Genomic DNA, 24,869 nt, shown 5'->3' with positions numbered 1-24,869 from the left:
CCGTTAATCCTTAAACTGCGCAGAGATACCCAGCCCCGACTCGCGGGCAAGGTCTACCGCAGTTTCATACCCGGCACTGGCGTGACGCAGAATACCGATGCCGGTATCATTATCCATCACCCGCGATAACCGCTCCGCCGCATCCTGATCCCCGGTTGCTACCGTGGTCACTCCTGCCGAGACCCCCCAGTTACCTAAAGAGTGAACGGCCACCAGATCGGCACCTGACCCGCAGTTCAGTAAGGCATTCAGGATTGGCCAGTCGGCAATCGCATCCGAACCGTCAGACATATTTTCAGTTTCACGGTGCGGCAAGGTGGCAGATCCAGAATCAAGATGATCACGCGTGAAGGCAATCGGTCCAATCTTACCCTCCGCCACCAGTTGATTGACGGCCAGCGCCAGTTTCTTGCGTTCGCCATATCCCATCCAGCCGATACGCGCTGGCAGGCCGGTGAACTGAACGTTATCTCTGGCGGTTTTTATCCAGTCGACAATCCGCTGATTGCCCGGAAACAATTCCAGCACCAGATCATCAATTTTATAAATGTCCTGAGGATCGCCACTTACTGCAATCCAACGGAAGGGGCCAATCCCCTGACAGAAAAGTGGACGGATAAACATTTCAATAAACGAACGAATTTCAAAGGCCGCACTGACCCCGGCTTCACTCGCATATTTTCGGAGATTATTCCCGTACTCAAAAACGATGGCTCCACGTTCCTGCAACGTCAGCATCGCTGAAACATGCTGCCTGATGGTTGCGTAGGACAAAGCCTTCAGTTTTTCAGGATCCGATTGGCGTAAGCTCACGACGTCTTCTTTTGTCACGCCAAGCGGGAAATAGCCGTTTACCGGTTCAGCAATCGTCTGATCGGTGACGATATCCGGTGTCAGACCGCGTTCAACCAGCACCGTTAAAACTTCAGCAATATTTCCAACCAGCCCAACAGAGATGCCTTTACCCGCACGTTGAGCATTGGCGCACAGAGCAAGCGCTTCATCCAGCTCATATGTCAGGACCTGGCAATAACCGCTGTCCAGCCGACGCTGGATTTTGTTTTCGTCAACCTCAACCACCAGGGTGGCCGCACCGGCGAGCTGTCCGGCAAGGGGTTGCGCACCACTCATGCCGCCACATCCTCCTGTAACAATCAGCCGCCCCGCCAGACTGCCCGAGAAATGTTCACGCGCCGCAGACATGAATGTCTCATAGGTGCCCTGCAAAATGCCCTGGCTACCAATATATTGCCAGGCGGCAGCCGTCATCCCCGGCATAACGGTGAGTCCCGCCCGCTCAAGCTTGCGATAATCATCGTCACCCGCCCATCCGCCAACCACATTGCCGTTAGCCATTAACACGACAGGCGTGGTGTTTTGTGATGGAAAAATCCCCACAGGTTTACCCGATTGCATCACCAGAGTCTGGTTGCTTTCGAGACGCTTAAGCGCATCGACCGTCTGGTCAAAACTCACCCAGTCTCGTGCCGCTTTCGCCCAGGCCATGTAGATCACCAGTTGATCGGGGTTCTCAGCATTCTCAAGATTATTTTCCAGCATTCTGAGAATGGCTTCCTGGCGCCATCCTTTACACCGGAGTTCGCTACCCCGCTGGGCAGTAATCTTACGTGACATAATTAATATCCTGAACAATCGAAAAAGTTAACCCATTAACTACCTGATGAAAAAGTAATGACGCAGAATAAGCATCAGGCGTTCACAATATTTTCGTAACCAGGGATATCTTTAAAATCTTTCAACCAGCGCTGGATCGATGGCCACTCATCTAATACATATCCACCTTCTTCAGCCATCGAAATATAAGGATAGAGGCTAAAATCGGCCACACTCAGGCTTTCACCCGCAATCCAGGTATTCTTTTCGAGACACTTATCTACATGGGTAAGGGCGGGCTTACCTAATTCCATATAATGAGAAATAATATCCTGGTGCTTTTCACGTTGATTGATCATGGTATAAAAGCGTGGGTACGCCAAAAAGCGCAGCAAATCCGCTTGTTCGAAGAACAACCATGCATTGATTTTGCACCGTAATACGGGATCGGCAGGTAATAAAGAAGTGCCCTCGGCAAAATAGAGCAGTATGGCGTTAGACTCATTCAGGAAGCGTCCGTCTGCAAGCTCCACAGCGGGAATGCGAGCAAAGGGGTTAATTTTTTTAAAGGCGTCTTCTTTATGCTTTCCTTCGGCCAGATTAAGCGTTTCCCTTACATAAGGGATCTGTAAGAAGTTCAGCATCAATCTAATTTTCCATGCATTGCCTGAAAGTTTGCTGTCATACAACTTGATCATAAAACGCCCTATTAATTCGATTTGATATAAGAATAAAGTTCAACACCAAGTCCCTGTTCTATTTCTGTAAATACAACCGGGTCAATAGCACCTTTGCCAAGCGGAAACTGAGTATGATGCGCAATAATAATGCTGACTTCCTGTCCTTCCGACATCGTTGAAATAGCAATCGGGTCACCCGTACGAGCATCAACTGAACCAATCATGTCTGGAAAAGTCGCCACGCGAGTCCCTTCTTTATCCGCCGTCATAAATTCGTTATAGACACCCAGACTGAGAGTTTCACTGCCATTACTGACCGTGACATAACCGATGTCGAATCCGTCTTTATAAACCACATCATTTTTTATTACTCTGCCGCTGATAATCACTTCGCCTCCCATAAATGAGGCTGCTGCCGTGGCACGGTTCAGACCCGGCTCCGCTGACAACATGGCTTCTCCCAGCTCAATTTGAAATGAAATAGCACCAGAAGCACCATTTTCTGCAATAAAATCAGGTTTATATGGCCCTCTGGCGGAGGCAACCAGTCCCCCGCTTATTGTGGCGCAATGTCGCATCACCTGGGATGTTTTAACCAAATTCCCTTCCGCGACCACGGAGATTTTTGATCCTGTTGAGGCATATCCTGCCTGAGCAACCTGCACAATTGAAATATCCGGTCGGGATGCTAACCCCATCCCACCCATTTTCACTGTCGGGTGACCACGACCATTTGCCGCTGCATCAATATAGGGGACATCTAATGCCGCGGCGACAAGCCAGCCATTAAATCCCGGTACATGTCCACACATGATACCGACAGGTTTACTACCGAGTTTTTCAATTAATGACTCTGCGGCACTAATATGATCTTTTAACACCAATTCAGGTTTTGCAAAACCTGGCGCACCCACTGATGTCGAAATTAACACATACCCTTCATCGTCTATTTCATCAAGTTTTGCAAGACGGATGGTGTTAAGACCGAGTGCCACTTCAGCAGCCAAATCGTGTTTCTCTAACGAGTTATTAACACCACTTCCACCGGCGGAGAGCAGCAAGCCACCATACATTGCCGGGAGGACATCTTTAACACTAAGGTCTCTCATTTATCAATCACCATGACAGTACAATTTATTAATAAGCTTATTTAAAAATAAAATAAGTCGATATTTATAGTTAGCTGCAAGCAAAATGCCAGTTAACAAAACCGTTTTTGTTCGCGTTTTTACCCTGTATTACCTAAATAACTCGATCAAATAACGTGCATTGGCACCATTTTAGTGCACCAGCATGGATCGCAACATAATTTTTATCCTGGATATGTAAAACAGGAGGGATTGAAGTCATTCCAGAGATGCATTACATCTAATGCACAATTTACTTATCCCGCTACGCCATTCATTACACATTTTAAGGAGAGAATAATGAAAGATGCCACGCTTGCCATTCATGCCGGATTTCAGTGCGACCCCGTCACAAAAAGTGTCGCGGTTCCTATTTATCAAAACGTGGCTTATGAGTTTGACAGTGCACAGCATGCCGCCGATCTGTTTAATCTGGAAGTACCGGGTAACATTTACAGCCGCATAATGAACCCGACAAATGATGTGCTGGAGAAACGAATGGCAGCCCTCGAGGGAGGGATTGCCGCTTTGGTATTATCTTCAGGGAGTGCCGCTATTACCGCTGCAATATTGGCGCTCGCTCGCTCAGGGGACAACATCGTTGCAACACCGCAATTGTACGGCGGTACCTATACGCTTTTAGCCCATATGTTACCGGGGCTGGGGATAAAGGTGACTTTTGCCGAAAATGACACACCCGAGGCAATTGAAAAGGCGATCGACCAAAATACTAAAATCGTTTTCTGTGAAAGTATTGGTAATCCAGCGGGTAACATTATCGACATTGCCGGTCTGGCAGAGGTTGCGCATCGGCACCACATCCCATTGATGGTGGATAACACCGTCGCCTCACCCGTTTTATGCAAGCCTATCCAGCATGGTGCAGACATCGTGGTCCACTCATTGACCAAATATGTTGGAGGACATGGTAACTCACTGGGTGGCGTCATCGTCGATGCGGGAAAATTTCCCTGGCATTTGCATCCGGAAAAATTCGCTTGCCTCACCTCACCTGAACCTGCTTATCATGGTGTTGTTTACACAGAAACTTTTGGTGATGCGGCCTTTATCGCCAGAGCGCGCACCGTTCCCCTCAGAAATACAGGCGCGGCATTATCTCCAATGAATGCATTTCTTATCCTCCAGGGCCTGGAGACGCTGACTTTACGTATGAAGGCGCATGTAGAAAACACCCTCAAGGTCGCTGAATTTCTTCAAAACCATCCCGCCGTTTCATGGGTCAATTATGCGGGGTTGCCCGGTCATCGCCATCACGAGCTCGCGATTAAGTATATGCAGGGCCGCCCGTCAGGCATATTGTCCTTTGGGTTAAAAGGGGGATTTGCCGCAGGAGAGGCATTTTATGATGCACTCAAACTGTTTAAGCGCCTGGTAAACATTGGTGATGCACGTTCACTCGCCTGTCATCCGGCATCGACAACCCACCGGCAACTGAACGACGCCGAGTTGCTCGCTGCGGGTGTTTCACCGGAAATGATCCGTCTGTCTGTCGGAATAGAAGATATTGAAGATATCCTGAATGACCTGATTCAGGCTTTGGAACACACCGCTTAAGGCATATAAGCCCAGTTATCAATACCAGGAAAAGACATGTCGCTTTCTGAACTTGCCAGAGACCTTAAATTATCCAAATCAACAGTGTCACGGGCACTCAACGGCTACAGCGATGTGGCTTATGATACGCGACAGCGCGTCATGCAACGGGCGATTGAACTGGGCTACATACCGAATCCCGTAGCAAGAAGACTGAAGGGCGGACGAACAAACATGATTGGCGTGGTTCTCCCCCCTCCGCTGATGAATGGCATGTTGGTGGAGCCTTTCTATTCTTCAATGCTCGGCACACTGGTGTTTGAGCTCCAGGCCGCCGGGCTGAAGCTGCTGATCACCAATCAATATAGCAACGAAAGTGATGAGGATGTCCGCAGCTATCAGGATATGGTGCAGCAGAATTTGGTTGATGCCATTCTGATCCTGAGAACCCGCGTTAATGATCCGCGCGTCGAGTATGCGCAAAATAACAACCTGTCATTTATCACGTTTGGCCGGACACAGTCACAGCAACCCTATGCATGGGTCGATGTCGATCACTTCGATGCCTTTTATCAGGCCACTGCCCGACAGATTGCCCGCGGCCATAAGCACATTGCCTTTATAAATACCTCCACTGAGTTCAATTATGCCCGGTTGCGGCATGAAGGATACCGGCAATGTTTGCAGGATCATCAGCTTATCTATCGTAACGAATGGCAGATGATGGGAGGACTGACCGAAATGGACGGGTATGTACTTGCCAGCCGTTTGTTGAAAGTTCAGCCACGGCCCACGGCAATTGTCTGTGCCACAGATGATATTGCGATTGGGGCGATGGCTGCCTGTCGTCTCATGGGTTTACAGCCGGGAAAAGACATCTCCCTGATTGGTTACGGTAATACGCCGGGGGCGACTTATGCCAGCCCGCCCCTTACCACGATGGATCCCTTTCCTAAAGAGAATGGTAAACAGTTGGGGATGTTTTTTAGCCGCCATCTGTATCAGCGAAGTGAGTCAGAATTTCACCACTTACAAAAAGCGATGCTGATCATTCGGGAATCAGATTAAATTTTCCATTTTGGTCGTAGTCGCGTGTAAGTTCAGCCATCATCCGCTGCTCTTTTCGGCCAATAACGACGAACTCACACCCTTCTGAGTTAACGTGAGTTCGTCACGATGTTGATGATGACTACGAATGAAGTGACTCAATCACTCTCAAACCCGCCACGCGATTAGATAAACGCCCGATCCCGCTGATTTCAACTTCGATAGTGTCACCCTCCTGCATAAATAACGGTGGGGTTCTTTTTTTACCCACACCGCCGGGTGACCCGGTAATAATCACATCCCCTGGGTTGAGCGGGCTGAAGCGGGAAATATAAGCAATCAGCTCCGCAACCGAACGCACCATGTTTTGCGTGGAATCATGCTGTACCCGTTGCCCGTTCAACCAGGTGTTGATGGATAGCGTCTGCGGATTTTCAATCTCATCGCGGGTGACCATCCAGGGGCCAAATGCGCCGGTTCTCTGCCAGTTTTTACCTGACGTAAACCAGGTGTACTGCATATCCCGCACAGAACCATCCATAAAACAGCTATAACCTGCCACATATTGCAACGCGTTATCGCAGCTTACGTTACTGGCGTGCTTGCCAATAATCACCGCCAGCTCACCTTCATAATCAAATTCATTACTGCTTTCCGGTTTGCACAGCTCCGCGCTGTGCGCCGTTAGCGAATCAGGGAAACGGACAAACAACGTCGGCGCATCAATGGTTTGTTCAAACTCGATACGTTTATCCTGATAGTTCATCCCCACGCAGAATATTTTATCCGGATTGTCGATCACGGGCAGAAAGGTGATTTCGTCCAGTGAGAACGTCGGAAATTGCTCACCCACAGGGAGAATATCGCTTAAAAAATCACTCATTAGCGCAGACTTTAAATCCGGGTAATGACCGCCTAAATCAACCACCTGATCATTTTGATGATATCCCCACGTTCGTTTTCCGGTGTTGGGATGAATAAAACTCAGTAGTTTCATATAAACCCTCAGCCATCAGGCTATTTAATGAATTTGACCTGTTGGTTAATCTCTTCAATCACCGGTAGCTTGCGCTGATTATAAACCTGCTTATTCCCTTCAATCAGGTTGTTACCTTCGGTATCGATAGAGATGATTAACGGGCCAAACTCTTTAACCCGGCATACCCACAATGTCTCCGGCATTCCTAAATCCCGCCACTGGGCATCCTCAATTTCTTCTACGCAGGTTGCGGCCAAGACCGCGCACCCACCAGGGAAGATGGCGTGTACCGCTTTATGCTGACGGCAACCTTCTTCAGTATTTGGCCCCATACCGCCTTTGCCAACAATCAGCTTCACCCCGGTTCGTTCGATAAACTCTTTTTCGAATTTCTCCATGCGCATGCTGGTCGTCGGTCCAATCGAGATCATCTGGAACTGGTTATCCCCCTGCTCGACGACGATTGGGCCAGCATGGAAAATAGCCAGACCACGCAAATCCACCGGGAGCTCACGCCCCAATTCAATCAGGCGGCGATGCGCCACGTCACGGCACGTCACCAGGGTTCCGGTCAGATAAACCACTTCACCCGGTTTCAGCGCCAGTAAGTCTTCATCTTTAATCGGTGTTGTCAGGATTTTTTTCACAGTACCGCCCCCTTGTGAGACAGAATTTCATACGACAAATCGGCAGAGAAACGGATAGCTCCACGGCGGTGCGCCCAGCAGCCGGTAGACACCGCCACCCCGATGGTGGAGGGATGGCGCGCCGACGATTCAATATTGACGCCCATCACCGAAGCATTGCCGCCCAAGCCCTGCGGCCCCAGTCCCACCTGATTGAGGCCCGATTCGAGGAGTTCCTCCATTTTCGCCGCATCCGCATTGGGATGGCGTGAATCGACCGGGCGCAGGATGGCTTTTTTCGACAACCGTGCCGCCGTCTCAACCGAGGTGGATACCCCGACCCCCACCAGTAACGGCGGGCAGGCGTTGACGCCATAGGAGGTGATCACATCGAACACAAACTGGTTAACGCCTTCATAGCCCTGACCTGGCATCAGCACCTTAGCCGCGCCAGGTAACGAGCAGCCACCACCGGCCATATACACTTCAATGGTGCAACCGTCGTCATCGGGAATGATCTCCCAGTCCAGCCAGGGCACACGCGAGCCGGTATTGGTGCCGGTGTTCTTCTCGACAAAAGTTTCCACCGCGTTATGGCGTAAAGGCGCCTTGCGTGTGGCTTCCAGCGTGGCATTGCGCAGCACGTCTTCAAGTTCGCCGAGGTAAGGGAAACGTGCACCCGCCGTAATGAAGTACTGGATCACGCCGGTGTCCTGGCAGGAGGGGCGATCCAGTTCATCGGCGCGTTTCTGGTTTTCAAACATCGAGTCATAAACAGCGCAGGCTAATGGGGCAGTCTCCTGCTCGCGCAGCGCTTCCAGTTTTTTCATCACGTCCGTTGGCAGACGTTTACCGACGTAGCCCGTAAATCGGGTCATTATGTCCGTCAAGTTTTCAACAGCAGTTAATGTGCTCACAAGGGTTCTCCAGCATTAAATCAGGCAAGGGAATTGTTCACCGCTTCCCGTTTGCGGTTAATTTGAATAGAGAGGGTCAGGATGGCCGACAGCAATAACATTCCCGCCACGCAATACATCGCCAGAGAGAAGCTGCCGGTGGTTTCTTTTAGCCAGCCAATGATCGCCGGACCGGCAAAACCACCCAGATTGCCGATTGAGTTGATTGCCGCCAGTCCGGCGGCCGCCGCCGGGCCTTTCAGGAACAGCGACGGAATGCTCCACAGGGGAGGCTTGCAGGAAGAGATGCCGACACTGGCCATCACCAGCGCCACCACCGCCAGCGTTAAGCTGTGCACCGAACCGGCCAGAATGAAACCGACGCACGCCAGCAAACAGGCAGACACCACATGCCAGGTACGTTCATGGGTTTTGTCGGAGTGTTTTGCCCAGCTGATCATCGCAATTACCGACAGCGCAGCCGGTAACGCATTAATAAAACCGGTTTGCAGGGTGGTCAGGCCAAAGGATTTCAGGAACTGCGGCGACCAGATATTCAGAGAATACAGCCCGGCTGAGGTGCCAAAATAGACGATAGCCAGCGTCAATACCCGGATATCAGAGAGTCCTTTCCACAGGCTGGTTTTTTCACCCGGTGCTTTATTCTTGCCTTCCTGCTCAAGGGTGCTAATTAACCATGCCGTCTCGCTCTTATTCAGCCAGCTGTTTTTTTCCGGACGGTCATTCAGATAGAAGAAGGTAAAAATACCGAGGATGACAGCGGCAATGGCGTCCAGCAGAAACATCAACTGCCAACCTTTCAGACCCAGGGCGCCGTGCATGCTGAGAATGGTGGCGGCTAACGGCGAACCCAACATCGCCGAGATAGGCGCTGCCGCCATAAAAAAGGCAATCACTTGAGCACGGCGTTTAATTGGAAACCAGGTACTGAGATAGAGGATGATACCGGAGAAGAAACCCGCTTCCGCCACCCCCAGCAGAAAACGCAACAGATAGAATCCGCTGGCGCTTTTGACAAACATCATGCAGGCAGCAATCACCCCCCAGCTGATCATAATGCGCGCCAGCCAGATACGTGGGCCAACTTTTTGCAAAATAACATTTGAGGGAACATCGGTAATAAAATAACCCACAAAAAACAGCCCAGCGCCAAGACCAAAAACCGATGAAGAAAATCCTAAATCCTGATTCATGGTTAATGCCGCAAAGCCAATATTTATTCGATCAAAAAAAGCAATAAAATAGGCAAACATAACAAAAGGGACGATGCGCCACGTTATTTTTCGTAACGTGATACGTTCAATATCATTATTCATATTTTCCAGCCTTTTAAGTATTATCAGGGGTGCGTTTTGGACTGATGTTTACATTGCGCAGGGAAAACTATAATGAATTAAGCTCAGGCAATCATTGCGCCCTGGTTATATAAATAATTCACACAATCCACAGAAAAAATCCACCAGGTCCTTTTGATTGACCTGGATCACTTAATTCAGCTGATAATGATTTATTTTTACAGCGAGACAAACTTAATTACACGATTAAGAAACAATTGACCGAAAAACCAATATACAGAAATGTGATCGAATTCAAATTGTTGCCAGGCGGGAGGGGGATGCAAACAGGATGGAATAACAGTGATTCTCATTACTTCAATACTTTTGCAGACGAGCAACACCCCGTCTGCACCCGCAAAACATCACAACTTTCCGGTAAGTTCGCTCTTGTGATCGGTTAATAACTTCAACATATCCCTTAAATATTCATCTTCGTTGCCCTTCTGCCAGGCAATACTCAACGGCAAACCTTTAATATGTTCATCTAATTGCAGGTCGATATAGGCGACATTCTCGCTGTTCATGTTGCGATAGGACGCTGGCACCACCGCCAGGCCAAGACCGGCTGCCACCAGGCTTAAAATGGTCTGTTTTTCTTCAGCAAATTGCGCAATCACCGGCGTGTGTCTCGCCAGTTTGTAGATGCTCATGGTCAGGTCATGGCTATGTGGGCGAGTACGTCTTTCCGGGATAATCATCGCTTCATGTTTAAAATCATCTAATGAAACTTCGTTACGTTCAGCCAGCGGGTGGCTCGCCGGTACTGCCAGGACACAACTTTCGCGCGTAATAAAACGTACGGAAATGGATGCATCAATGATTTGTGGCGCGCGAAAAAAAATCATATCCAGCCAGCCTGATTTTAATTTCGGCAGCAGGTTGATGGTTTTATCTTCAATAATATGAATATCCGTGTTGGGGTGCGTCGGAACAAAGCGATTGAGTAACGCCGGGACTAATCCGCGTGCCGCACTGTCAATCGCACCAATCCTTAAGGTGCGACGCTCATCTTTTAACCCACCTTTAAATCGTAGTGCCAGCGCATCAAATTGATCGATTAGTTTGTTAGCTTCGTCAAAAAAAATCGCGCCCTCCGCGGTGAGCGAAACATTACGTGTTGATCGATTTAAAAGTCGGACGCCCAGATCCTCTTCGAGTAATCGAATGAAGCGAGAAAGTGACGCAGGCATCATTTCCATTCTTTGGGCTGCGCGACCGAAATGTAACTCTTTGCCCACGGCGACAAAACAACGCAATTGATTTATATCCACATTTTCCTCGCCAAAGCATTATTCAAATAATTTATATAATCGTACATTAATGATCTGCTAATCCAAAACTGCATACTGAACTTGATTACAAAAAAATAACACACCCCTACACAATCTGGAGCACTTTAATATGAATAATCACCTCGAAAAAAGGGTGATGCGTAAAGTGACGTTGCGCATTGTCCCTTTCATCATGCTGCTCTACTTCATCGCATTTCTCGATCGCGTAAACATTGGTTTTGCCGCATTAACCATGAATCAGGATTTAGGTTTCTCCCCCACCGTATTTGGGCTGGGTGCTGGGATCTTTTTCCTCGGCTATTTTCTCTTCGAAGTCCCATCCAATTTAATACTGCATAAGGTGGGCGCCCGCATCTGGATCGCCCGCGTGATGATCACCTGGGGTCTGGTGTCTGGCTGCATGGCATTTGTCCAAGGCACCACCAGCTTCTACGTGCTGCGCTTCCTGCTCGGTGTCGCGGAAGCAGGTTTCTTCCCCGGCATCATTCTGTATCTCAGTTTCTGGTTCCCGGCGGCGAAACGCGCCCAGGTCACGGCGATCTTTATGGCGGCGGCCCCCCTCTCCACCGCGCTGGGATCACCGATTTCTGCCGCATTGCTCGAGATGCACGGCCTGATGGGCTTCGCCGGTTGGCAGTGGATGTTTGTGCTGGAAGCCATTCCTGCCGTGGTGTTTGGCATCGTGGTGCTGTTCTTCCTGACCGACCGCCCGGCGAAAGCCAAATGGTTGACCGATGAAGAGCGTGAGTGGCTACAAAATACCATGCAGGCCGAAGAACTGGCGCGTGTAGCAAAACAGAGTCACACCAGCGCCTGGCGCGGGCTGGCTGATAAGCGTGTGTTAGCGCTGGCGCTGGTTTATTTCGGCACCTCGGCTGGCCTTTACACTCTTGGGATCTGGTCGCCGCAAATCATCCATAGCTTCGGTGCAACATCGCTGGAAATTGGTTTCCTGAATGCCTTCCCGGCGGTGATTGGCGTTATCGCCATGATTCTGTGGGCGCGCCATTCCGACCGCAAAAACGAACGCAGCTGGCATGTGATTGGTGCCTGCCTGCTCGCGGCGGCCGGGCTGATTTACGCCGGTAATGTCAGCACCCTGCTGACGGTGATTCTCGCACTGACCTTAGTGACGGTCGGCATCAGCGCCTCTAAACCCCCGCTGTGGAGCATGCCAACGCTGTTTCTCAGTGGCCCGGCCGCTGCCGCCGGTATCGCCACCATCAACTCGATTGGCAACCTGGGTGGATTCGTCGGTCCGATGATGATCGGCGTGATCCGCCAACAAACCGGCAGCTACACCTGGGGGCTTTACTTCGTTGCGGGCTTGCTTGCCCTGTCGGCCCTGATTGTTTTGATTCTGTCTGCCCAGGCGAATAAACCGCAGACAGTCGATATTCCACATCCTCATACACATTGATTTAACAGGAGAAATAACATGCGTAACTACTCAATTGCCGCTATCCCTGCGGACGGTATCGGCCCTGAAGTGATCTCTGCCGGTGTTGAGGTGCTCCATGCGCTGGAACGCCAGAATCCACAGCTGAAATTTGATATCGAAACTTTTGACTGGGGTTCGGATTACTACAAAAAACACGGTGTGATGATGCCGGAAGACGGCCTGCAAACGCTGAAGAAATTCGACGCGATTTACTTCGGTGCCGTGGGCGCGCCAGATGTGCCGGATCACATCACGCTGTGGGGCCTGCGCCTGCCGATCTGCCAGGGTTTTGACCAGTACGCTAACGTACGTCCGACCAAAATCCTGCCGGGCGTCACCTCGCCGCTGCGTAATCGCGGTCCTGGCGACCTGGATTGGGTGATCGTGCGTGAAAACTCGGAAGGCGAATATTCCGGTAACGGCGGTCGTGCACACCGTGGTCTGCCTGAAGAGGTTGGGACTGAAGTGGCAATCTTCACCCGTGTGGGTGTGACCCGCATCATGCGTTATGCCTTTAAACTGGCGCAGTCTCGCCCGCGTAAACTGCTGACCGTGGTAACAAAATCCAACGCCCAACGTCACGGTATGGTGATGTGGGATGAGATCGCCGCAGAAGTGGCACAGGAGTTCCCGGATGTGAAATGGGACAAGATGCTGGTCGATGCCATGACACATCGCATGACCGTGCATCCGCAGAGCCTGGACACCATCGTCGCGACTAACCTGCATGCCGATATCCTCTCCGACCTCGCCGGTGCGCTGGCGGGCAGCCTGGGTGTCGCCCCAACCGCCAATATCGATCCTGAGCATCGTTTCCCGTCCATGTTCGAACCGATCCACGGTTCAGCCTTTGATATCACCGGCAAAGGCATCGCGAACCCGATCGCCACCTTCTGGACTGCGGTGCAAATGCTGGAACATCTCGGCGAACATGATGCCGCTGCGCTGGTGATGGAAGGTATCGAGTATGCCTGCACCAAAGGCATTCTGACGCCGGACGTCGGCGGTACGGCAAAAACCGCGGATGTGACCAAAGCCGTGGTTGAATTTATCACCTCGAAGGCCACCGTAGCTGAGACCGCATAACGATGAGAAATGAACAGGCCGCAGAGATTCTGCAAGATATCTTTCAGCGTGCTGTTGACAGTGCCCGTCCCGGGCCTGTCATTCCCCCGGCACTGCCTGAAAAACCGAAAGGCCGTTGTGTGGTGATTGGCGCGGGTAAAGCCTCTGCCGCAATGGCCGCAGCGGTAGACGCGGCCTGGCCAGATGTGGATGTCAGTGGCGTCGTGGTGACTCGCTATGGTCACGCCGTCCCTGCCGGTCGCATTCGTATTCTGGAAGCGGCCCATCCGGTGTCCGATGCCATGAGCGAAACCGCCGCGATGTTGATCGTGGAGTCGCTGCGTGGACTGACCCCGGATGATCTGGTGCTGGCGTTGATTTCCGGTGGTGGTTCGGCGCTGATGGCACTCCCTGCTCCGGGGCTGACCCTGGCTGATAAGCAGGCGATTACCCGCGCGTTGTTGCACAGCGGTGCCAATATCAGGGAGATGAATCTGGTGCGTCGCCATCTGTCAGCGGTTAAAGGGGGCAAACTGGCGCTGCTGGCACAACCGGCACGGCTGGTTTCTCTGATTATCAGTGATGTTCCGGGTGACAACCCAACCGACGTGGCCTCTGGTCCAACGGTTGCCGATAGCAGTACTCCGGGGGATGCGCTGAAGGTGCTGGAACGCTATGGCATTCCCATCGCAGAGCCGGTGCGTTATGTGCTGACTCATCCCCAGCAAGTACCACCGCAGACCGGATATGCTGAAACCAGGCTGATTGCTACCCCGGCATTAGCCCTTGCAGCTGCCGCCGCAGAGGTACGTAAGCTTGGCTTAACTCCGTTGATCCTCGGTGACGCCATCGAAGGCGAGAGCCGTCAGGTTGCTGTCGTGATGGCGGGTATCGCCCGATCGGTGAAACAGTATGGTCATCCCGTTAAAGGGCCAGCGGTGTTGCTGTCAGGGGGCGAAACCACCGTCACGGTGACCAATGGCCGCGCGGGTAAAGGTGGGCGTAATACTGAATTTCTGCTCAGTCTGGCCTGTGCTTTACAGGGGGAAGCCGGTATCTGGGCGATTGCCGGTGATACGGATGGTATCGACGGTACGGAAGATGCAGCCGGTGCCATGATCTCGCCGGACACGCTGAAACGCGGGAAGCTGAATGGTCTGAATGCCGCCACGTATCTGGATGGACATGACAGCTACAGTTATTTCCACTCCATTGGCGACCTGGTGATGACCGGTCCCACCCTCACCAACGTGAATGATATTCGCGCCATATTAATTGCCTGACCCTCCTTAACAGCTTTCCCGGACATCCGGGAAAGCTGTTATTTCTGTAATCACCAGCGTGATTTATTAAATATTGTGAGAGCAAAAAAAAGCCAATTGTTAACACCGTTATCTCGGATGGCTGGATAACTAATGAACTAAAACATTTCACAGGGTTGTGAAGATAAAACAAAGTGTAAATGTACCATAAGGTACATTAAAGTTTTTTCTTATAAATCATATAACAAGGACGAGATGGATTATTTAAATAGTTTATATAAACCAGATAACGTGATCATGTGCTACCAATGCGCCTATGATGCGCCGTTACAAAATGGCAACAGGATTTCTAAGGCTATTTAAATATTAACGTCGATTCGTTAACAGTAATGAAGCGTTGTATTCCCACCAGGCAAGTGAATGATTTTCGCACGATAACGAGAAACTGAAAGCAAATGGCAAATGAACCCTGTCGTATTGGAAGGCGTCCTTTTATTATTGGGTCGCTGATTGGCATCGCCTCACTCGGGATGAAAGGCGGTGTGAGTAGTGTTTTTGCCGCCGTTCCCTCCACTGCGGACGAGCTAAAACAATATCAACCGGTATTTTTCACCGCAGAAGAGTGGCAATTTATGCTGGCCGCCTGTGACCGCCTGATCCCGTCGGATAGAGAAGGTCCGGGGGCATTAGATACCCATGTTCCGGTCTTTATTGATAAGCAGATGCTGACCCCTTATGGCAAGGGTGAAGACTGGTATATGGAAGGTCCGTTCGACAGCCATGCCAGCCTGCTGTTCGGCTATCAGATGCCCTTCCCGTTACAGGTGCTGTACCGCAAAGGCATTTCACTGACCAATCAATACTCGCGCATCAAATACAATCAAAATTTCTGCGACCTGCCAGCCAGAATGAAAGATGCGGTGTTAACCGATCTGCAAAAGAATGTCGCCGATTTTTCCCAGTTTGGCGAAGCCGACCTGAATGCCGGTTATTTCTTTACCCGACTGCTGGAAAATACCAAAGAAGGCTATCTGGCCGATCCGCAGTACGGCGGGAATAAGAATATGGCGGCATGGAAGATGATTAATTTCCCCGGTGCACGCGCCAGTTTCCCGCAATGGATAAAGATCCATAACGTTAAATATCCCCTTGGCCCGGTCTCTCTCAGCGGCGAGCAAGCCTGATTCTTCCTGGAAAATAAATGAAAAAGATCAATGACGCCGTCGATGTCATCATCGTCGGTTTAGGTTGGGCTGGCTCGATTATGGGTATTGAGCTGGCGCAGGCCGGATTAAAAGTGCGCGCGCTGGAGCGTGGAGAAGACCGCCTGAACAGCGATTATGCTTATCCCAAACCGGCTGATGAACTGGCCTTTACCAAACGCCATAAAATCATGCAAAGCCCGCATGATGCGGCTTTTACCATTCGTCACAACGCCTCAGAAACCGCCTTGCCCATGCGTGAATTGGGTGCCTTCCGTCTGGGCGATGGCGTGGGTGGTGCGGGTCTGCACTGGACCGGGATGATCACCCGTCCAACGCCTGTCGACCTTAAAATGAAAACTTACGCCGACGAACACTTCAAACGAGGTGAACTGGATGAAGAACTGCGTATCGCCGATTTCCCGGTCAGCTGGGAAGAGATCGAGCCGCATATGGATTTCTTCGATAAAGTGTGTGGCTCCTCCGGCGAGACGGGCAACCTGCGAGGCGTGATCCAGCAGGGCGGCGATCCTTTTGAGGGTGCGCGCTCCAACCCCTTCCCCAATAAACCGCTGGAAGATAGCCTTAACGCAACCCTGTTTCGTCAGGCCACCCAGGAGATGGGACTTCACCCGTACTCCATGCCTTCGGCGGCGGTTTCTGTACCTTATACCAACCCTTATGGTCAGCAGATTGCCCCCTGTAACTACTGCGGCTTTTGTCAGTTCTACTCATGCCTGAACTATTCAAAGGCATCGCCGCAAACTGCCATCCTCGACCGACTGAAGCAGTTTAAAAACTTCGACTATAAAACCCGCGCCAACGTGATTCGCGTGGAAAAACATGCCGATGGTAAAACAGCGACGGGTGTGACTTACATTGATGAAAATGGCGACGAGGTGTTCCAGCCCGCCAGCATCGTAATTCTGTCTACCTTTGGCCTGAACAATGTTCGCCTGTTACTGAACTCCTCAATCGGCAAGCCTTACAACCCCATTACGGAAGAAGGTGTGATTGGTCGTAACTACACCCACCAGTATGGCGGCGGATTTACCCTGTTCTTCGATAATCTTGAGTTCAACCCGTTCGCCACGGCAGGACCGACCGGCACCGTCATCAGCGACTACGGCACCGGCAATGTTGAGACGGCCCAGCTTGGTTTTATTGGTGGAGCCAAGATCTACAGTTCACAACCGACCGGTACGCCGATGGGAGCCGCAATAAAGAAAGGCGCGCCATCATGGGGCAGTGGCTGGAAAAAAGCGCTGAAAGAAAGTTATGGCCATTCGATGGGCGTGAAGCTTGAAGGCAGCAATATGGCAACGCGCGGTAACTACCTCGATCTCGACCCGGTATATAAAGATCGTTTTGGTATGCCACTGCTGCGTGTGACTTACGATTACGTGCAAAACGATCTGCGTATGTTGCAGTACATGAAAGAGAAGATGGAGGCGATTACCAAACACCTCAATCCAACGCAGTACTCGCATAACATTCTGAAGATGGACAGCCATTTCGCCAGCTCGCCAAACTATGTCAACACGCATAACGCCGGTGGCGCGATTATGGGCGATAACCCTCGCACCTCTGCGCTTAACCGTTATCTGCAAAGCTGGGACGTTCACAACCTTTTCGTGATGGGGGCTAATGCCTTCCCGCAAAACTTCTATGCCAACCCCTCGGCGATGGTTGCCGGACTGGCGTACTGGTCAGCAAAAGCGATTCGCGAACAGTATCTGAAAAACCCCGGCCCATTGGTGCAGGTATAAGGAGATAACCATGAAACTGCAACTTCGTTATCTGCTGATGGCGGGCCTGGTGAGCACAGCCGCGCAGGCGGCAGACAATCAGGATGCTGCGTTGATTGCCAAAGGGGAATATCTGGCGCGCGCCGGGGATTGCACCGCCTGCCACTCCATTGCCGGTGGAAAAGAGTTTGGTGGTGGCCTGGCGATTGCCAGCCCGATGGGGGTGATCTACTCCACCAACATTTCTCCTGATCCCGAAGCCGGTATCGGCAAGTACACCGAACAGGAGTTTGCTGACGCGGTGCGCAAAGGTATTCGTCGCGATGGTAAGCATCTCTATCCGGCGATGCCCTACCCGGATTATCGTGGGATTACCGATGAAGATATTCATGCGTTGTATGTCTATTTTATGAAAGGCGTAAAACCGGTAGCTGAAAAAGCACCGGAAACGTCGTTAATGTTCCCTTTCAGCCAGCGCTGGGGCATGTGGTTCTGGAATGTTGCCTTCACAGAGGATAAGCCGTTTGCACCGCGCCACTCGGTGCCTGACGATATCAATCGCGGTAAATATCTGGTGGAAACACTCGGGCACTGCGGCAGTTGCCATACCCCCAGGGGCATCGGCATGCAGGAGAAGGCACTGAATGAATCCAGCGACAAGTATCTCGCCGGTGGGGAGTTAAATGGCTGGCCTGTGCCTGCACTGCGCGGTATGCCAACCTGGAGTATCCAGAACATTACCGATTACCTCGCTACAGGCCGTAATGACTTTGCCTCCGTGGGCGGAGAAATGACCGGTGTCGTTGAGCACAGTATGCAGCATATGAATGATCAGGACCTGCACGCGATCGCGGCGTATCTCAAGTCATTGCCTGCTGATACCCCGGTGATCAATCGCCGCGCCGATGCAGAGCAGGAGACGAAGAAAACCGCTGATTACCTGACCCAGGGACATAATCTGAATGCCGGGCAGATGCTGTACATGAACAACTGTGAAGCCTGCCACTGGACCGACGGCAACGGGGCCAAAGGAATATTCCCGCGCCTGAACGGGGGTGATGTGGTGGTCGCGGATAACCCAACCGGGTTAATCAACATCATCCTGCAAGGGGCACAGACCCCTTCGACACCGAAAGCACCGTCTGTGATGGCGATGCCGGGCTTTGCTTCCCGACTGAGTGATGAACAGGTGGCGCAACTGGCAACATTTGTGCGTAGTGGCTGGAGTAACAACGCACCGGCTGTCACGCCAAAAGAGGTGACAAAAGTACGGGAAAGTCTGGCTAAACCTTAATGTAATCCGCGTAGCGGTGCGATTTATCGCGCAATTCCGTGCATGTTGCCGGAAAAAACGCGCGATAAATCGCGCCGCTACGTTTTTTTACTCGCCTTTAATCACGCGCAATCCGCCATATGACTGGCAGACCGGCATCATTTCCAACGTGTTGATATTCACATGCGCAGGTAGATTGCTGACCCACCAAATGGCTTCAGTGATATCTTCCGGCAACAGGGGTTGCGTATTGGCATACGTCTGATCAACGCGCCCGGCATCTCCCTTGAACCGCACGCTGGAGAACTCTGTCCCACCGACCAGTCCCGGTTCGATATTGGTAACACGTACTGCGGTACCTGCTAAATCGGTACGTAAATTCAGGCTGAACTGCCGCACGAAAGCTTTTGACGCGCCATAGACGTTGCCGCCCGCATAAGGCCAGCTGCCCGCCGTCGAGCCGAGATTGATAATATGGCCGCGATTGCGTGCAACCATCCCCGGTAAAACCACCCTTGTCACATGCACCAGACCTTTGATGTTGACGTCAATCATCCGGTTCCAGTCGTCCATGCTGGCCTGCTGAGCAGGCTCCAGCCCCAAAGCCAGCCCGGCGTTATTAATCAGTACATCAATATCACGCCAGTTCAGCGGCAGTTGTTCCAGCAGGCTATCAACCGCCAGTGAATCACTGACATCCAGCTTGAAGGTGAAAATGTTGTCTCCGGCAATGGCTTTAAGATCATCAAGACGTTCCTGCCGCCGCCCGGTGGCGATCACCCGATGTCCATGTTGCGCATAACGCAGCGCCAAATCCCAGCCGAATCCGGCCGTGGCTCCGGTAATAAGAATAAGCATGATAACTATCCTTGTAATTAAAGATCTTTAAATAAAATACCGCCGCGAGACTTGTGTTCTTTATCCGTTTCAATCAGCGAAATAACAATGTGTTCCTCTTTAACCGGTAATGCGTCTTTCACTGCCTGATAAATTCCATCCATCAGTTTTTTCTTTTGGTCAGCTGTACGGCCACTCACCATGTGCACAATAATTTCTGGCATCTTTTCACCTTATTTCTTTGGCATAATAAACTGACCGATCAGACCTGCTGATGCCAGAACATGACCTTTCAGTTGCGACATGACAGCCTCTCTTGCCAGGCCTTTTTGCAGCGCATCAGGAGCATAATCGGTAGCTATTAAGGTGAAGTTATAGTTGTGAATATCACCATTCACCGGAGGGCAAGGACCGGAATAACCCTGAACATTCTTCCCATTGGTGCCAGGGGTATAGCCAACAACTCCGGTCAGATCCCCTTTAGCAAATTGGTGACGACTGCTGTCGATGCCGTAACCAAGGAAATGGGTCATGCCCAGGCCGTTGGCCCCTTGTGGATCTTCAATCAGCAGCACATAACTTTTGGTGTTGGCCGGTGCGCCACTCCAGCTCAGCTGCGGTGAAACGTTTTGCCCAGGACACTGGCCACCGCCGCCCATCGCAACCGGTAATTTCCCTGCATTGTGGAACTGGGTTGAGTGCAGCGTAAAGGGCGCAGCCAACGCCCCGGCAGAACATAACATCAGGCCTGCAAATAATCCTGTATGAACGCGTGATAACACGGCTTTCTCCTTTCTTCTGAATTATAAATCGATGCTTTTAATATCGGGTACGGCAGCAAGTGACAGATCGGTATCTGCAATGAGACGTATAAATATGATTTAAATCACTGTACCGCTGCGGTTAAAAAATCGGCGGGTGCGATTTTCCAGTTTGTGGTTTGACGCTCTTTGCAACGTTTCCACATTGATCGCCGATCGACAGACATCCCAGTTGTTGCCCTCGGGATAGCAGGCCAGAACCGAAAAATCATGGCTGCTCTGCAACAGGCGCTGACCTGTCCCTGCCGGTAAAAAAATCACATCACCAACCCTGGCTGGCACCACCTCGCCGTTATCACCACCAATCTGCAACTGACCATTACCTGCCGCCACGACAAAAATCACATGTGTGTTGCTGTGGAAATGCTGATAGGCGAAGGGTTTTCCCTGCCATTGCTGCGTCCATCCGGCCTTAGTCAACCCGCCCGCAGTAGTCTCAGGCTGTGTCGTACGGAAATGCATAACGGGTAAGGCGGGATTATTCGGCACCCATCCATCAACTGACAGACGCCATTGATTGACCAACTGCAATGGCATTGCGGTTGAACTGTCTGCGGCCTGCACGGCGAGAGAGGGTAAAAACAAAGCCAGTAGCGCCGAGTGCTGCAAAAAGTTGCGTCGGGTGAAGTGAGCCATATCCCTTCCTGAAATATCGTGGTCTGCCAGTACCGGAACAGATTGCAAAATCAGCCATCCGGTTTCATTATCATGCCTAGATAAACTAGGTATCAAGGCAGCCTAAGTCAAGCTAAGATAACGGCGAAGTTTGTATCTATCTTTGTAAGCGGAAAATGACCATGAGAAGCAGTGCTGACGACAATCTGAAGAGCCATATTGAAATGGTCATACTTGCCGCGCTGGAGCGTGGCCCCAGTCATGGCTACGCATTAATTGAATTGATCCACCAGCTGACGGATGGCGTCCTCTCCTTCCAGGAAGGGACTGTCTACCCCCTTCTGCACCGCATGGAACAGCGTGGCCTGATTGGCGCAGAGTGGGAGATCGCACCATCCAAACGGAAACGTCGCGTTTATCAACTGACCAAAGAAGGTCAGCAGGAGTTGGTGAGAAAACGCGAAGCCTGGGATAGCTACTCCCTGGCTGTCTCCTCTTTATTACAGAGGTCATAATGTCCACGCTGACTGAACTGCCAGAACCTGCGCAACGCTATCTGCTGGAGCTAAAGCATGAACTCAGTTTTGAGCAGAAATATGCAGACAACATCTGTCTGGAGATCAGTGAGCATTTCTATGAAGCGGTGGAATGCAGCCACGATACGCCAGAAAAAGCGGCCCTGCGCGTGACGCAACGTTTTGGTTCCCCGCAAAACCTGGCCGCTGAATTTGCTGTGGTATTAATCACGCGCAAACTGCGCAACACCTTGTTTATCAATCTCGGCATCATTATCGCCATCGTGTTTGCCGTGTTTACCTGCCTGACCAATCACCACGGTGGGCCTGCGGTGATCACCGCCGCACTGAGCGGTTGTGTCACCTGGGCGGGTCTGCTGGCAATTCATCGCAATCAACTCGAAGGGGTTCGCCTCTATCACTGGCTGTGTACCCCGATGATCGCCTGCCAGACGACGTCATGCGCCCTGCTGCTGGCGCTGCTGTGGAATATTTTTAGCTCCCCCAACAGCTCCCTTTACTACCATTCTTTCGAATCGGCGGCGGTGGTGATCCTCGCCGCACGTATGCTTCATTTGAAATTACGCAGCCGCAGTATGTGCGCGCTGTGGAAGAAAACCGCACAGCATTAACGTGTCTCCAGAGGGACTTTACGCCCAGGGGGCGGGAAGGCTTCGTCCATGACGTTAAGGTCTGCTGGTTGTAGTTGCACGCTTAGCGCGGCGGCATTCTCTTTGATGTGTGCCGCCTCCCCTGACTCCGGTATAGCGATCATATTGCCATTACGGATCACCCAGGCGAGAAGAATGGTGGAGGGACCGGTTTGATATTTGGCCGCCAACTGAGTGATCAACGGATGGCGCAGCAGAGATGCCCCTTCACCACCCAGCGGGGAGTAGGCCATCATCGGCATATGATGCTGGTTACACCAGGGGATCAAATCAAACTCAATGCCACGGCTCGCCGGATTATAGAAAATCTGATTGGTTGCACAGCGATCGCCATTCTCGGTAGCGAACAGATCCTCCATATCGCTGACATCAAAATTGGAGACGCCCCACGCTTTGATTTTCCCCTGCTGCTTCAGCTTTTCAAAACCTGACACCGCTTCAGACAGCATACTGCTGAAACGCCAGTGCAGCAGGTAAAGGTCGAGGCATTCGGTGTTGAGTCGCTTCAGGCTGTCGTTACAGCTACGCTCCATCATCAGACGATTAGCGTGATAAGGATAGATCTTTGACACCAGATACACCTTATCGCGCAAACCATCGATCGCTTTGCCGATCAGTGATTCAGAACGGCCATCACCGTACATTTCGGCGGTGTCGATCACCTTCAGCCCACTATCAATACCGGCGCGTAACGCATTAATTTCCGCCTGTGCGCTGTGCCTGCCCTGGCCCAGATGCCAGCTCCCCATACCAATAGCGGGAACTGTCTGACCGTTAAGAGTGACTGTTTTCATGCAATGTCTCTTTGAGGGGATAAAAGGTTTTCTCTTCAAGCTGTATCTGTTTGCGGCCCAGCCACTGACTGTTAACCAGCCAGATCAGCGAAAGGGGTAAGGCCAACCACAGCAGCATGCCGCCACTCATGCCCACCGCATTCATAGCCGCCCAGCTCCATGCGCCCACCTGGTCACCGGTACGATAGACAGCGGTATCGATCACGTTTTTCGCTTTGTATTTGTCTTCGCGTTTTAACACCGTGAACAGCACTTCGCGCGCCGGGCGCGCCAGGGCAAAATTACTGGCGCGTCTGAGCACCGAGAACATCACAATCGAAGCGGCCACCGGCCAGATCGACAGGCTGGCAAATCCCAGCAGCGTGATAACTGGCAACAGACCGAGCACCAACTTAGTGCCATAACGCGCCATCAGGCGGCTGGTGATAAATAACTGCGTCACCAGCGTCAGCACATTGACCACCAGATCAAGGGTGGCAAAAAAGGCGGTACGATCGCTGTCATGTTGAAAAAGGTGGTGTACCAGGTCGGCCTGGCGGAAATAGATCAATGTCGAGGTGACCGAGTAGAGCAACATATACAGGCAGATGTTCAGCAAATACGGCGATTGCGCGATACGCACAATGCCTGAGAACACCCCACCGCCAAGCGGTTGCGTCTGGACTGCGCCATCATTGGCTTCATCCGCCAGATGCGTCACGTTGTTCAGCCGCTTGACGCAGACAACAGCGCATTCCAGCAGCACCGCTGCCAGCACGAACAGACCGATGGTATTGAAACGATGTACCAGCAACGCGGTAGTCGCCGATCCGACGATCGCCCCCAACGTGGCCCCGGCAGCCATCATGGCAAACAGCCTGCTGGCACGCTCACGCGAAAAGATATCGGCAACCAGTGACCAGAACACCGACACGACATAAAGGTTAAAAACCGAAAGCCAGACGAAAAACACTCTCCCCAGCCATACCTGGGCATCCACCGGCAGATAAAACTTCAGCACGGCAAAAATCAGTAAATGGCTGATAAAAAAGCGATACACCAAAGGAATGAGCTTTTTGCGCGGAAGTTTACGCGAGAGCGCCGCAAACGGCAGATTAAGGGCCAGCATCGCCAATAGCGTGGCAGAGAACAGCCATTGGAGATTGTGCATCCCACCATCAATACCAAAGGTGTCGCGGATCGGGCGCAGGACATAATAGGCAGATAATACGCAGAAGATGTAGATCATACAGACCAACAGCGCGCTCACTTCCTCTGCTTTGACGGGTGTCAGACGTAACCAGAAAGGCACCTTTGACTGACGGACAGGTTCAGTCGGCTGATTGCCCATAACGACTCCTGGATAAATAATGATTCCATGTCATCAGGTATCAAGCCGGATGACCCACTTACCTAGATAATCTAGGTAAGTGGGTTTTCACTGTCAAGGAATTGTGACCTGCTTCACAGCAG

At 51.5% G+C, this 24,869-nt stretch carries 24 protein-coding genes; 10 read left to right on the top strand and 14 right to left on the bottom strand.

The window, feature by feature from the left end; all coding sequences use genetic code 11:
* Positions 1–3: 3 nt before the first annotated feature.
* The 3 genes from L579_RS08645 to L579_RS08635 form a co-directional block, all read right to left on the bottom strand.
* Positions 4–1,635, bottom strand: a complete 1,632-nt coding sequence (locus tag L579_RS08645; protein WP_036625978.1) for a urocanate hydratase — start codon at positions 1,633–1,635, stop codon at positions 4–6.
* A 74-nt stretch (positions 1,636–1,709) separates the two neighbouring features.
* The gene (locus tag L579_RS08640) at positions 1,710–2,312 is read right to left on the bottom strand and encodes a glutathione S-transferase family protein (protein ID WP_021183869.1); all 603 of its coding nucleotides are present in this window, start codon (positions 2,310–2,312) and stop codon (positions 1,710–1,712) included.
* Between the two features lie 11 nt (positions 2,313–2,323).
* Positions 2,324–3,403 (bottom strand): S-methyl thiohydantoin desulfurase domain-containing protein, encoded by a 1,080-nt coding sequence (locus L579_RS08635; protein ID WP_081692769.1) that lies wholly within the window; start codon positions 3,401–3,403, stop codon positions 2,324–2,326.
* 318 nt (positions 3,404–3,721) lie between these two features.
* Between L579_RS08635 and L579_RS08630 the strand changes: the two genes are divergently transcribed.
* Both L579_RS08630 and L579_RS08625 read left to right on the top strand, forming a co-directional pair.
* Positions 3,722–4,996 carry an O-acetylhomoserine aminocarboxypropyltransferase/cysteine synthase family protein gene (locus L579_RS08630; RefSeq protein WP_021183867.1) on the top strand — a complete coding sequence of 425 codons (1,275 nt, stop codon included), beginning with the start codon at positions 3,722–3,724 and terminating at the stop codon, positions 4,994–4,996.
* 36 nt (positions 4,997–5,032) lie between these two features.
* Positions 5,033–6,043, top strand: coding sequence for a substrate-binding domain-containing protein (locus tag L579_RS08625; protein ID WP_036625976.1), 1,011 nt, complete (start codon positions 5,033–5,035; stop codon positions 6,041–6,043).
* Between the two features lie 121 nt (positions 6,044–6,164).
* Here the strand turns inward: L579_RS08625 and L579_RS08620 are convergent, their stop codons facing one another.
* The 5 genes from L579_RS08620 to L579_RS08600 all read right to left on the bottom strand — a co-directional run bounded on the left by L579_RS08620 (position 6,165) and on the right by L579_RS08600 (position 11,152).
* A complete protein-coding gene (locus tag L579_RS08620) occupies positions 6,165–7,019 on the bottom strand; it encodes a fumarylacetoacetate hydrolase family protein (RefSeq protein WP_021183865.1) in 855 nt (284 codons plus the stop codon).
* Positions 7,020–7,039: 20 nt separating this feature from the next.
* Entirely contained in the window at positions 7,040–7,648 is a 609-nt protein-coding gene (gene ttdB / locus L579_RS08615; protein ID WP_021183864.1) for a L(+)-tartrate dehydratase subunit beta, read from the bottom strand.
* On the bottom strand, positions 7,645–8,544 hold the full coding sequence (gene ttdA, locus L579_RS08610; protein WP_071783568.1) for a L(+)-tartrate dehydratase subunit alpha: 900 nt from the start codon (positions 8,542–8,544) through the stop codon (positions 7,645–7,647). The genes ttdB and ttdA overlap by 4 nt, the downstream gene beginning before the upstream one ends.
* Before the next feature lie 20 nt (positions 8,545–8,564).
* A complete protein-coding gene (locus L579_RS08605) occupies positions 8,565–9,860 on the bottom strand; it encodes an MFS transporter (RefSeq protein ID WP_021183862.1) in 1,296 nt (431 codons plus the stop codon).
* A 383-nt stretch (positions 9,861–10,243) separates the two neighbouring features.
* Complete coding sequence (locus L579_RS08600) at positions 10,244–11,152, bottom strand: LysR family transcriptional regulator (protein ID WP_021183861.1); 909 nt, start codon at positions 11,150–11,152, stop codon at positions 10,244–10,246.
* A 130-nt stretch (positions 11,153–11,282) separates the two neighbouring features.
* On the opposite strand from L579_RS08600, the gene L579_RS08595 reads away from it, so the two are divergent.
* The 6 genes from L579_RS08595 to L579_RS08570 all read left to right on the top strand — a co-directional run bounded on the left by L579_RS08595 (position 11,283) and on the right by L579_RS08570 (position 19,185).
* On the top strand, positions 11,283–12,593 hold the full coding sequence (locus L579_RS08595) for an MFS transporter (RefSeq protein ID WP_021183860.1): 1,311 nt from the start codon (positions 11,283–11,285) through the stop codon (positions 12,591–12,593).
* Positions 12,594–12,611: 18 nt separating this feature from the next.
* Positions 12,612–13,700 carry a tartrate dehydrogenase gene (locus L579_RS08590; RefSeq protein ID WP_021183859.1) on the top strand — a complete coding sequence of 363 codons (1,089 nt, stop codon included), beginning with the start codon at positions 12,612–12,614 and terminating at the stop codon, positions 13,698–13,700.
* Between the two features lie 2 nt (positions 13,701–13,702).
* Positions 13,703–14,962 (top strand): glycerate kinase type-2 family protein, encoded by a 1,260-nt coding sequence (locus L579_RS08585; protein WP_021183858.1) that lies wholly within the window; start codon positions 13,703–13,705, stop codon positions 14,960–14,962.
* A 434-nt stretch (positions 14,963–15,396) separates the two neighbouring features.
* On the top strand, positions 15,397–16,125 hold the full coding sequence (locus L579_RS08580; RefSeq protein WP_021183857.1) for a gluconate 2-dehydrogenase subunit 3 family protein: 729 nt from the start codon (positions 15,397–15,399) through the stop codon (positions 16,123–16,125).
* Positions 16,126–16,142: 17 nt separating this feature from the next.
* Positions 16,143–17,912 (top strand): GMC family oxidoreductase, encoded by a 1,770-nt coding sequence (locus tag L579_RS08575; protein WP_021183856.1) that lies wholly within the window; start codon positions 16,143–16,145, stop codon positions 17,910–17,912.
* Between the two features lie 10 nt (positions 17,913–17,922).
* Positions 17,923–19,185, top strand: coding sequence for a c-type cytochrome (locus L579_RS08570; RefSeq protein WP_021183855.1), 1,263 nt, complete (start codon positions 17,923–17,925; stop codon positions 19,183–19,185).
* 87 nt (positions 19,186–19,272) lie between these two features.
* Here L579_RS08570 and ydfG read toward each other — a convergent pair whose 3' ends face one another.
* From ydfG to L579_RS08550, 4 genes are all read right to left on the bottom strand, one after another.
* A complete protein-coding gene (gene ydfG / locus L579_RS08565; RefSeq protein WP_021183854.1) occupies positions 19,273–20,022 on the bottom strand; it encodes a bifunctional NADP-dependent 3-hydroxy acid dehydrogenase/3-hydroxypropionate dehydrogenase YdfG in 750 nt (249 codons plus the stop codon).
* 17 nt (positions 20,023–20,039) lie between these two features.
* Positions 20,040–20,225 carry a tautomerase family protein gene (locus L579_RS08560; protein WP_021183853.1) on the bottom strand — a complete coding sequence of 62 codons (186 nt, stop codon included), beginning with the start codon at positions 20,223–20,225 and terminating at the stop codon, positions 20,040–20,042.
* A 9-nt stretch (positions 20,226–20,234) separates the two neighbouring features.
* Positions 20,235–20,783, bottom strand: coding sequence for a YbhB/YbcL family Raf kinase inhibitor-like protein (locus tag L579_RS08555; RefSeq protein WP_021183852.1), 549 nt, complete (start codon positions 20,781–20,783; stop codon positions 20,235–20,237).
* 99 nt (positions 20,784–20,882) lie between these two features.
* Positions 20,883–21,458 carry a cupin domain-containing protein gene (locus L579_RS08550; protein ID WP_021183851.1) on the bottom strand — a complete coding sequence of 192 codons (576 nt, stop codon included), beginning with the start codon at positions 21,456–21,458 and terminating at the stop codon, positions 20,883–20,885.
* Between the two features lie 161 nt (positions 21,459–21,619).
* Between L579_RS08550 and L579_RS08545 the strand changes: the two genes are divergently transcribed.
* A complete protein-coding gene (locus L579_RS08545) occupies positions 21,620–21,952 on the top strand; it encodes a helix-turn-helix transcriptional regulator (protein ID WP_013512403.1) in 333 nt (110 codons plus the stop codon).
* Complete coding sequence (locus L579_RS08540; RefSeq protein ID WP_021183850.1) at positions 21,952–22,584, top strand: hypothetical protein; 633 nt, start codon at positions 21,952–21,954, stop codon at positions 22,582–22,584. Before L579_RS08545 ends, L579_RS08540 begins: the two co-directional genes overlap by 1 nt.
* Here the strand turns inward: L579_RS08540 and L579_RS08535 are convergent.
* Positions 22,581–23,417 carry an aldo/keto reductase gene (locus L579_RS08535; RefSeq protein WP_021183849.1) on the bottom strand — a complete coding sequence of 279 codons (837 nt, stop codon included), beginning with the start codon at positions 23,415–23,417 and terminating at the stop codon, positions 22,581–22,583. The two genes, L579_RS08540 and L579_RS08535, sit on opposite strands and share 4 nt — an antisense overlap.
* A complete protein-coding gene (locus tag L579_RS08530) occupies positions 23,398–24,747 on the bottom strand; it encodes an NTP/NDP exchange transporter (RefSeq protein WP_021183848.1) in 1,350 nt (449 codons plus the stop codon). The genes L579_RS08535 and L579_RS08530 overlap by 20 nt, the downstream gene beginning before the upstream one ends.
* Positions 24,748–24,869: the final 122 nt, after the last annotated feature.

This window comes from Pantoea sp. AS-PWVM4 (assembly GCF_000468095.1).
Lineage (GTDB): Bacteria > Pseudomonadota > Gammaproteobacteria > Enterobacterales > Enterobacteriaceae > Pantoea > Pantoea phytobeneficialis.
This window is presented reverse-complemented; position numbering and strand designations above follow the sequence as displayed.

Excerpts from the sequence above, each read along its gene's own strand:
- ydfG (WP_021183854.1), bottom strand. The coding sequence starts at position 20,022 with ATGCTTATTCTTATTACCGGAGCCACGGCCGGATTCGGCTGGGATTTG.
- L579_RS08575 (WP_021183856.1), top strand. The coding sequence starts at position 16,143 with ATGAAAAAGATCAATGACGCCGTCGATGTCATCATCGTCGGTTTAGGT.
- L579_RS08585 (WP_021183858.1), top strand. The coding sequence starts at position 13,703 with ATGAGAAATGAACAGGCCGCAGAGATTCTGCAAGATATCTTTCAGCGT.
- L579_RS08620 (WP_021183865.1), bottom strand. The coding sequence starts at position 7,019 with ATGAAACTACTGAGTTTTATTCATCCCAACACCGGAAAACGAACGTGG.
- L579_RS08625 (WP_036625976.1), top strand. The coding sequence starts at position 5,033 with ATGTCGCTTTCTGAACTTGCCAGAGACCTTAAATTATCCAAATCAACA.
- L579_RS08640 (WP_021183869.1), bottom strand. The coding sequence starts at position 2,312 with ATGATCAAGTTGTATGACAGCAAACTTTCAGGCAATGCATGGAAAATT.
- L579_RS08605 (WP_021183862.1), bottom strand. The coding sequence starts at position 9,860 with ATGAATAATGATATTGAACGTATCACGTTACGAAAAATAACGTGGCGC.
- L579_RS08570 (WP_021183855.1), top strand. The coding sequence starts at position 17,923 with ATGAAACTGCAACTTCGTTATCTGCTGATGGCGGGCCTGGTGAGCACA.
- L579_RS08545 (WP_013512403.1), top strand. The coding sequence starts at position 21,620 with ATGAGAAGCAGTGCTGACGACAATCTGAAGAGCCATATTGAAATGGTC.
- L579_RS08595 (WP_021183860.1), top strand. The coding sequence starts at position 11,283 with ATGAATAATCACCTCGAAAAAAGGGTGATGCGTAAAGTGACGTTGCGC.
- L579_RS08630 (WP_021183867.1), top strand. The coding sequence starts at position 3,722 with ATGAAAGATGCCACGCTTGCCATTCATGCCGGATTTCAGTGCGACCCC.
- L579_RS08580 (WP_021183857.1), top strand. The coding sequence starts at position 15,397 with ATGGCAAATGAACCCTGTCGTATTGGAAGGCGTCCTTTTATTATTGGG.
- L579_RS08645 (WP_036625978.1), bottom strand. The coding sequence starts at position 1,635 with ATGTCACGTAAGATTACTGCCCAGCGGGGTAGCGAACTCCGGTGTAAA.
- L579_RS08540 (WP_021183850.1), top strand. The coding sequence starts at position 21,952 with ATGTCCACGCTGACTGAACTGCCAGAACCTGCGCAACGCTATCTGCTG.
- L579_RS08550 (WP_021183851.1), bottom strand. The coding sequence starts at position 21,458 with ATGGCTCACTTCACCCGACGCAACTTTTTGCAGCACTCGGCGCTACTG.
- L579_RS08590 (WP_021183859.1), top strand. The coding sequence starts at position 12,612 with ATGCGTAACTACTCAATTGCCGCTATCCCTGCGGACGGTATCGGCCCT.
- L579_RS08535 (WP_021183849.1), bottom strand. The coding sequence starts at position 23,417 with ATGAAAACAGTCACTCTTAACGGTCAGACAGTTCCCGCTATTGGTATG.
- L579_RS08560 (WP_021183853.1), bottom strand. The coding sequence starts at position 20,225 with ATGCCAGAAATTATTGTGCACATGGTGAGTGGCCGTACAGCTGACCAA.
- L579_RS08530 (WP_021183848.1), bottom strand. The coding sequence starts at position 24,747 with ATGGGCAATCAGCCGACTGAACCTGTCCGTCAGTCAAAGGTGCCTTTC.
- L579_RS08635 (WP_081692769.1), bottom strand. The coding sequence starts at position 3,403 with ATGAGAGACCTTAGTGTTAAAGATGTCCTCCCGGCAATGTATGGTGGC.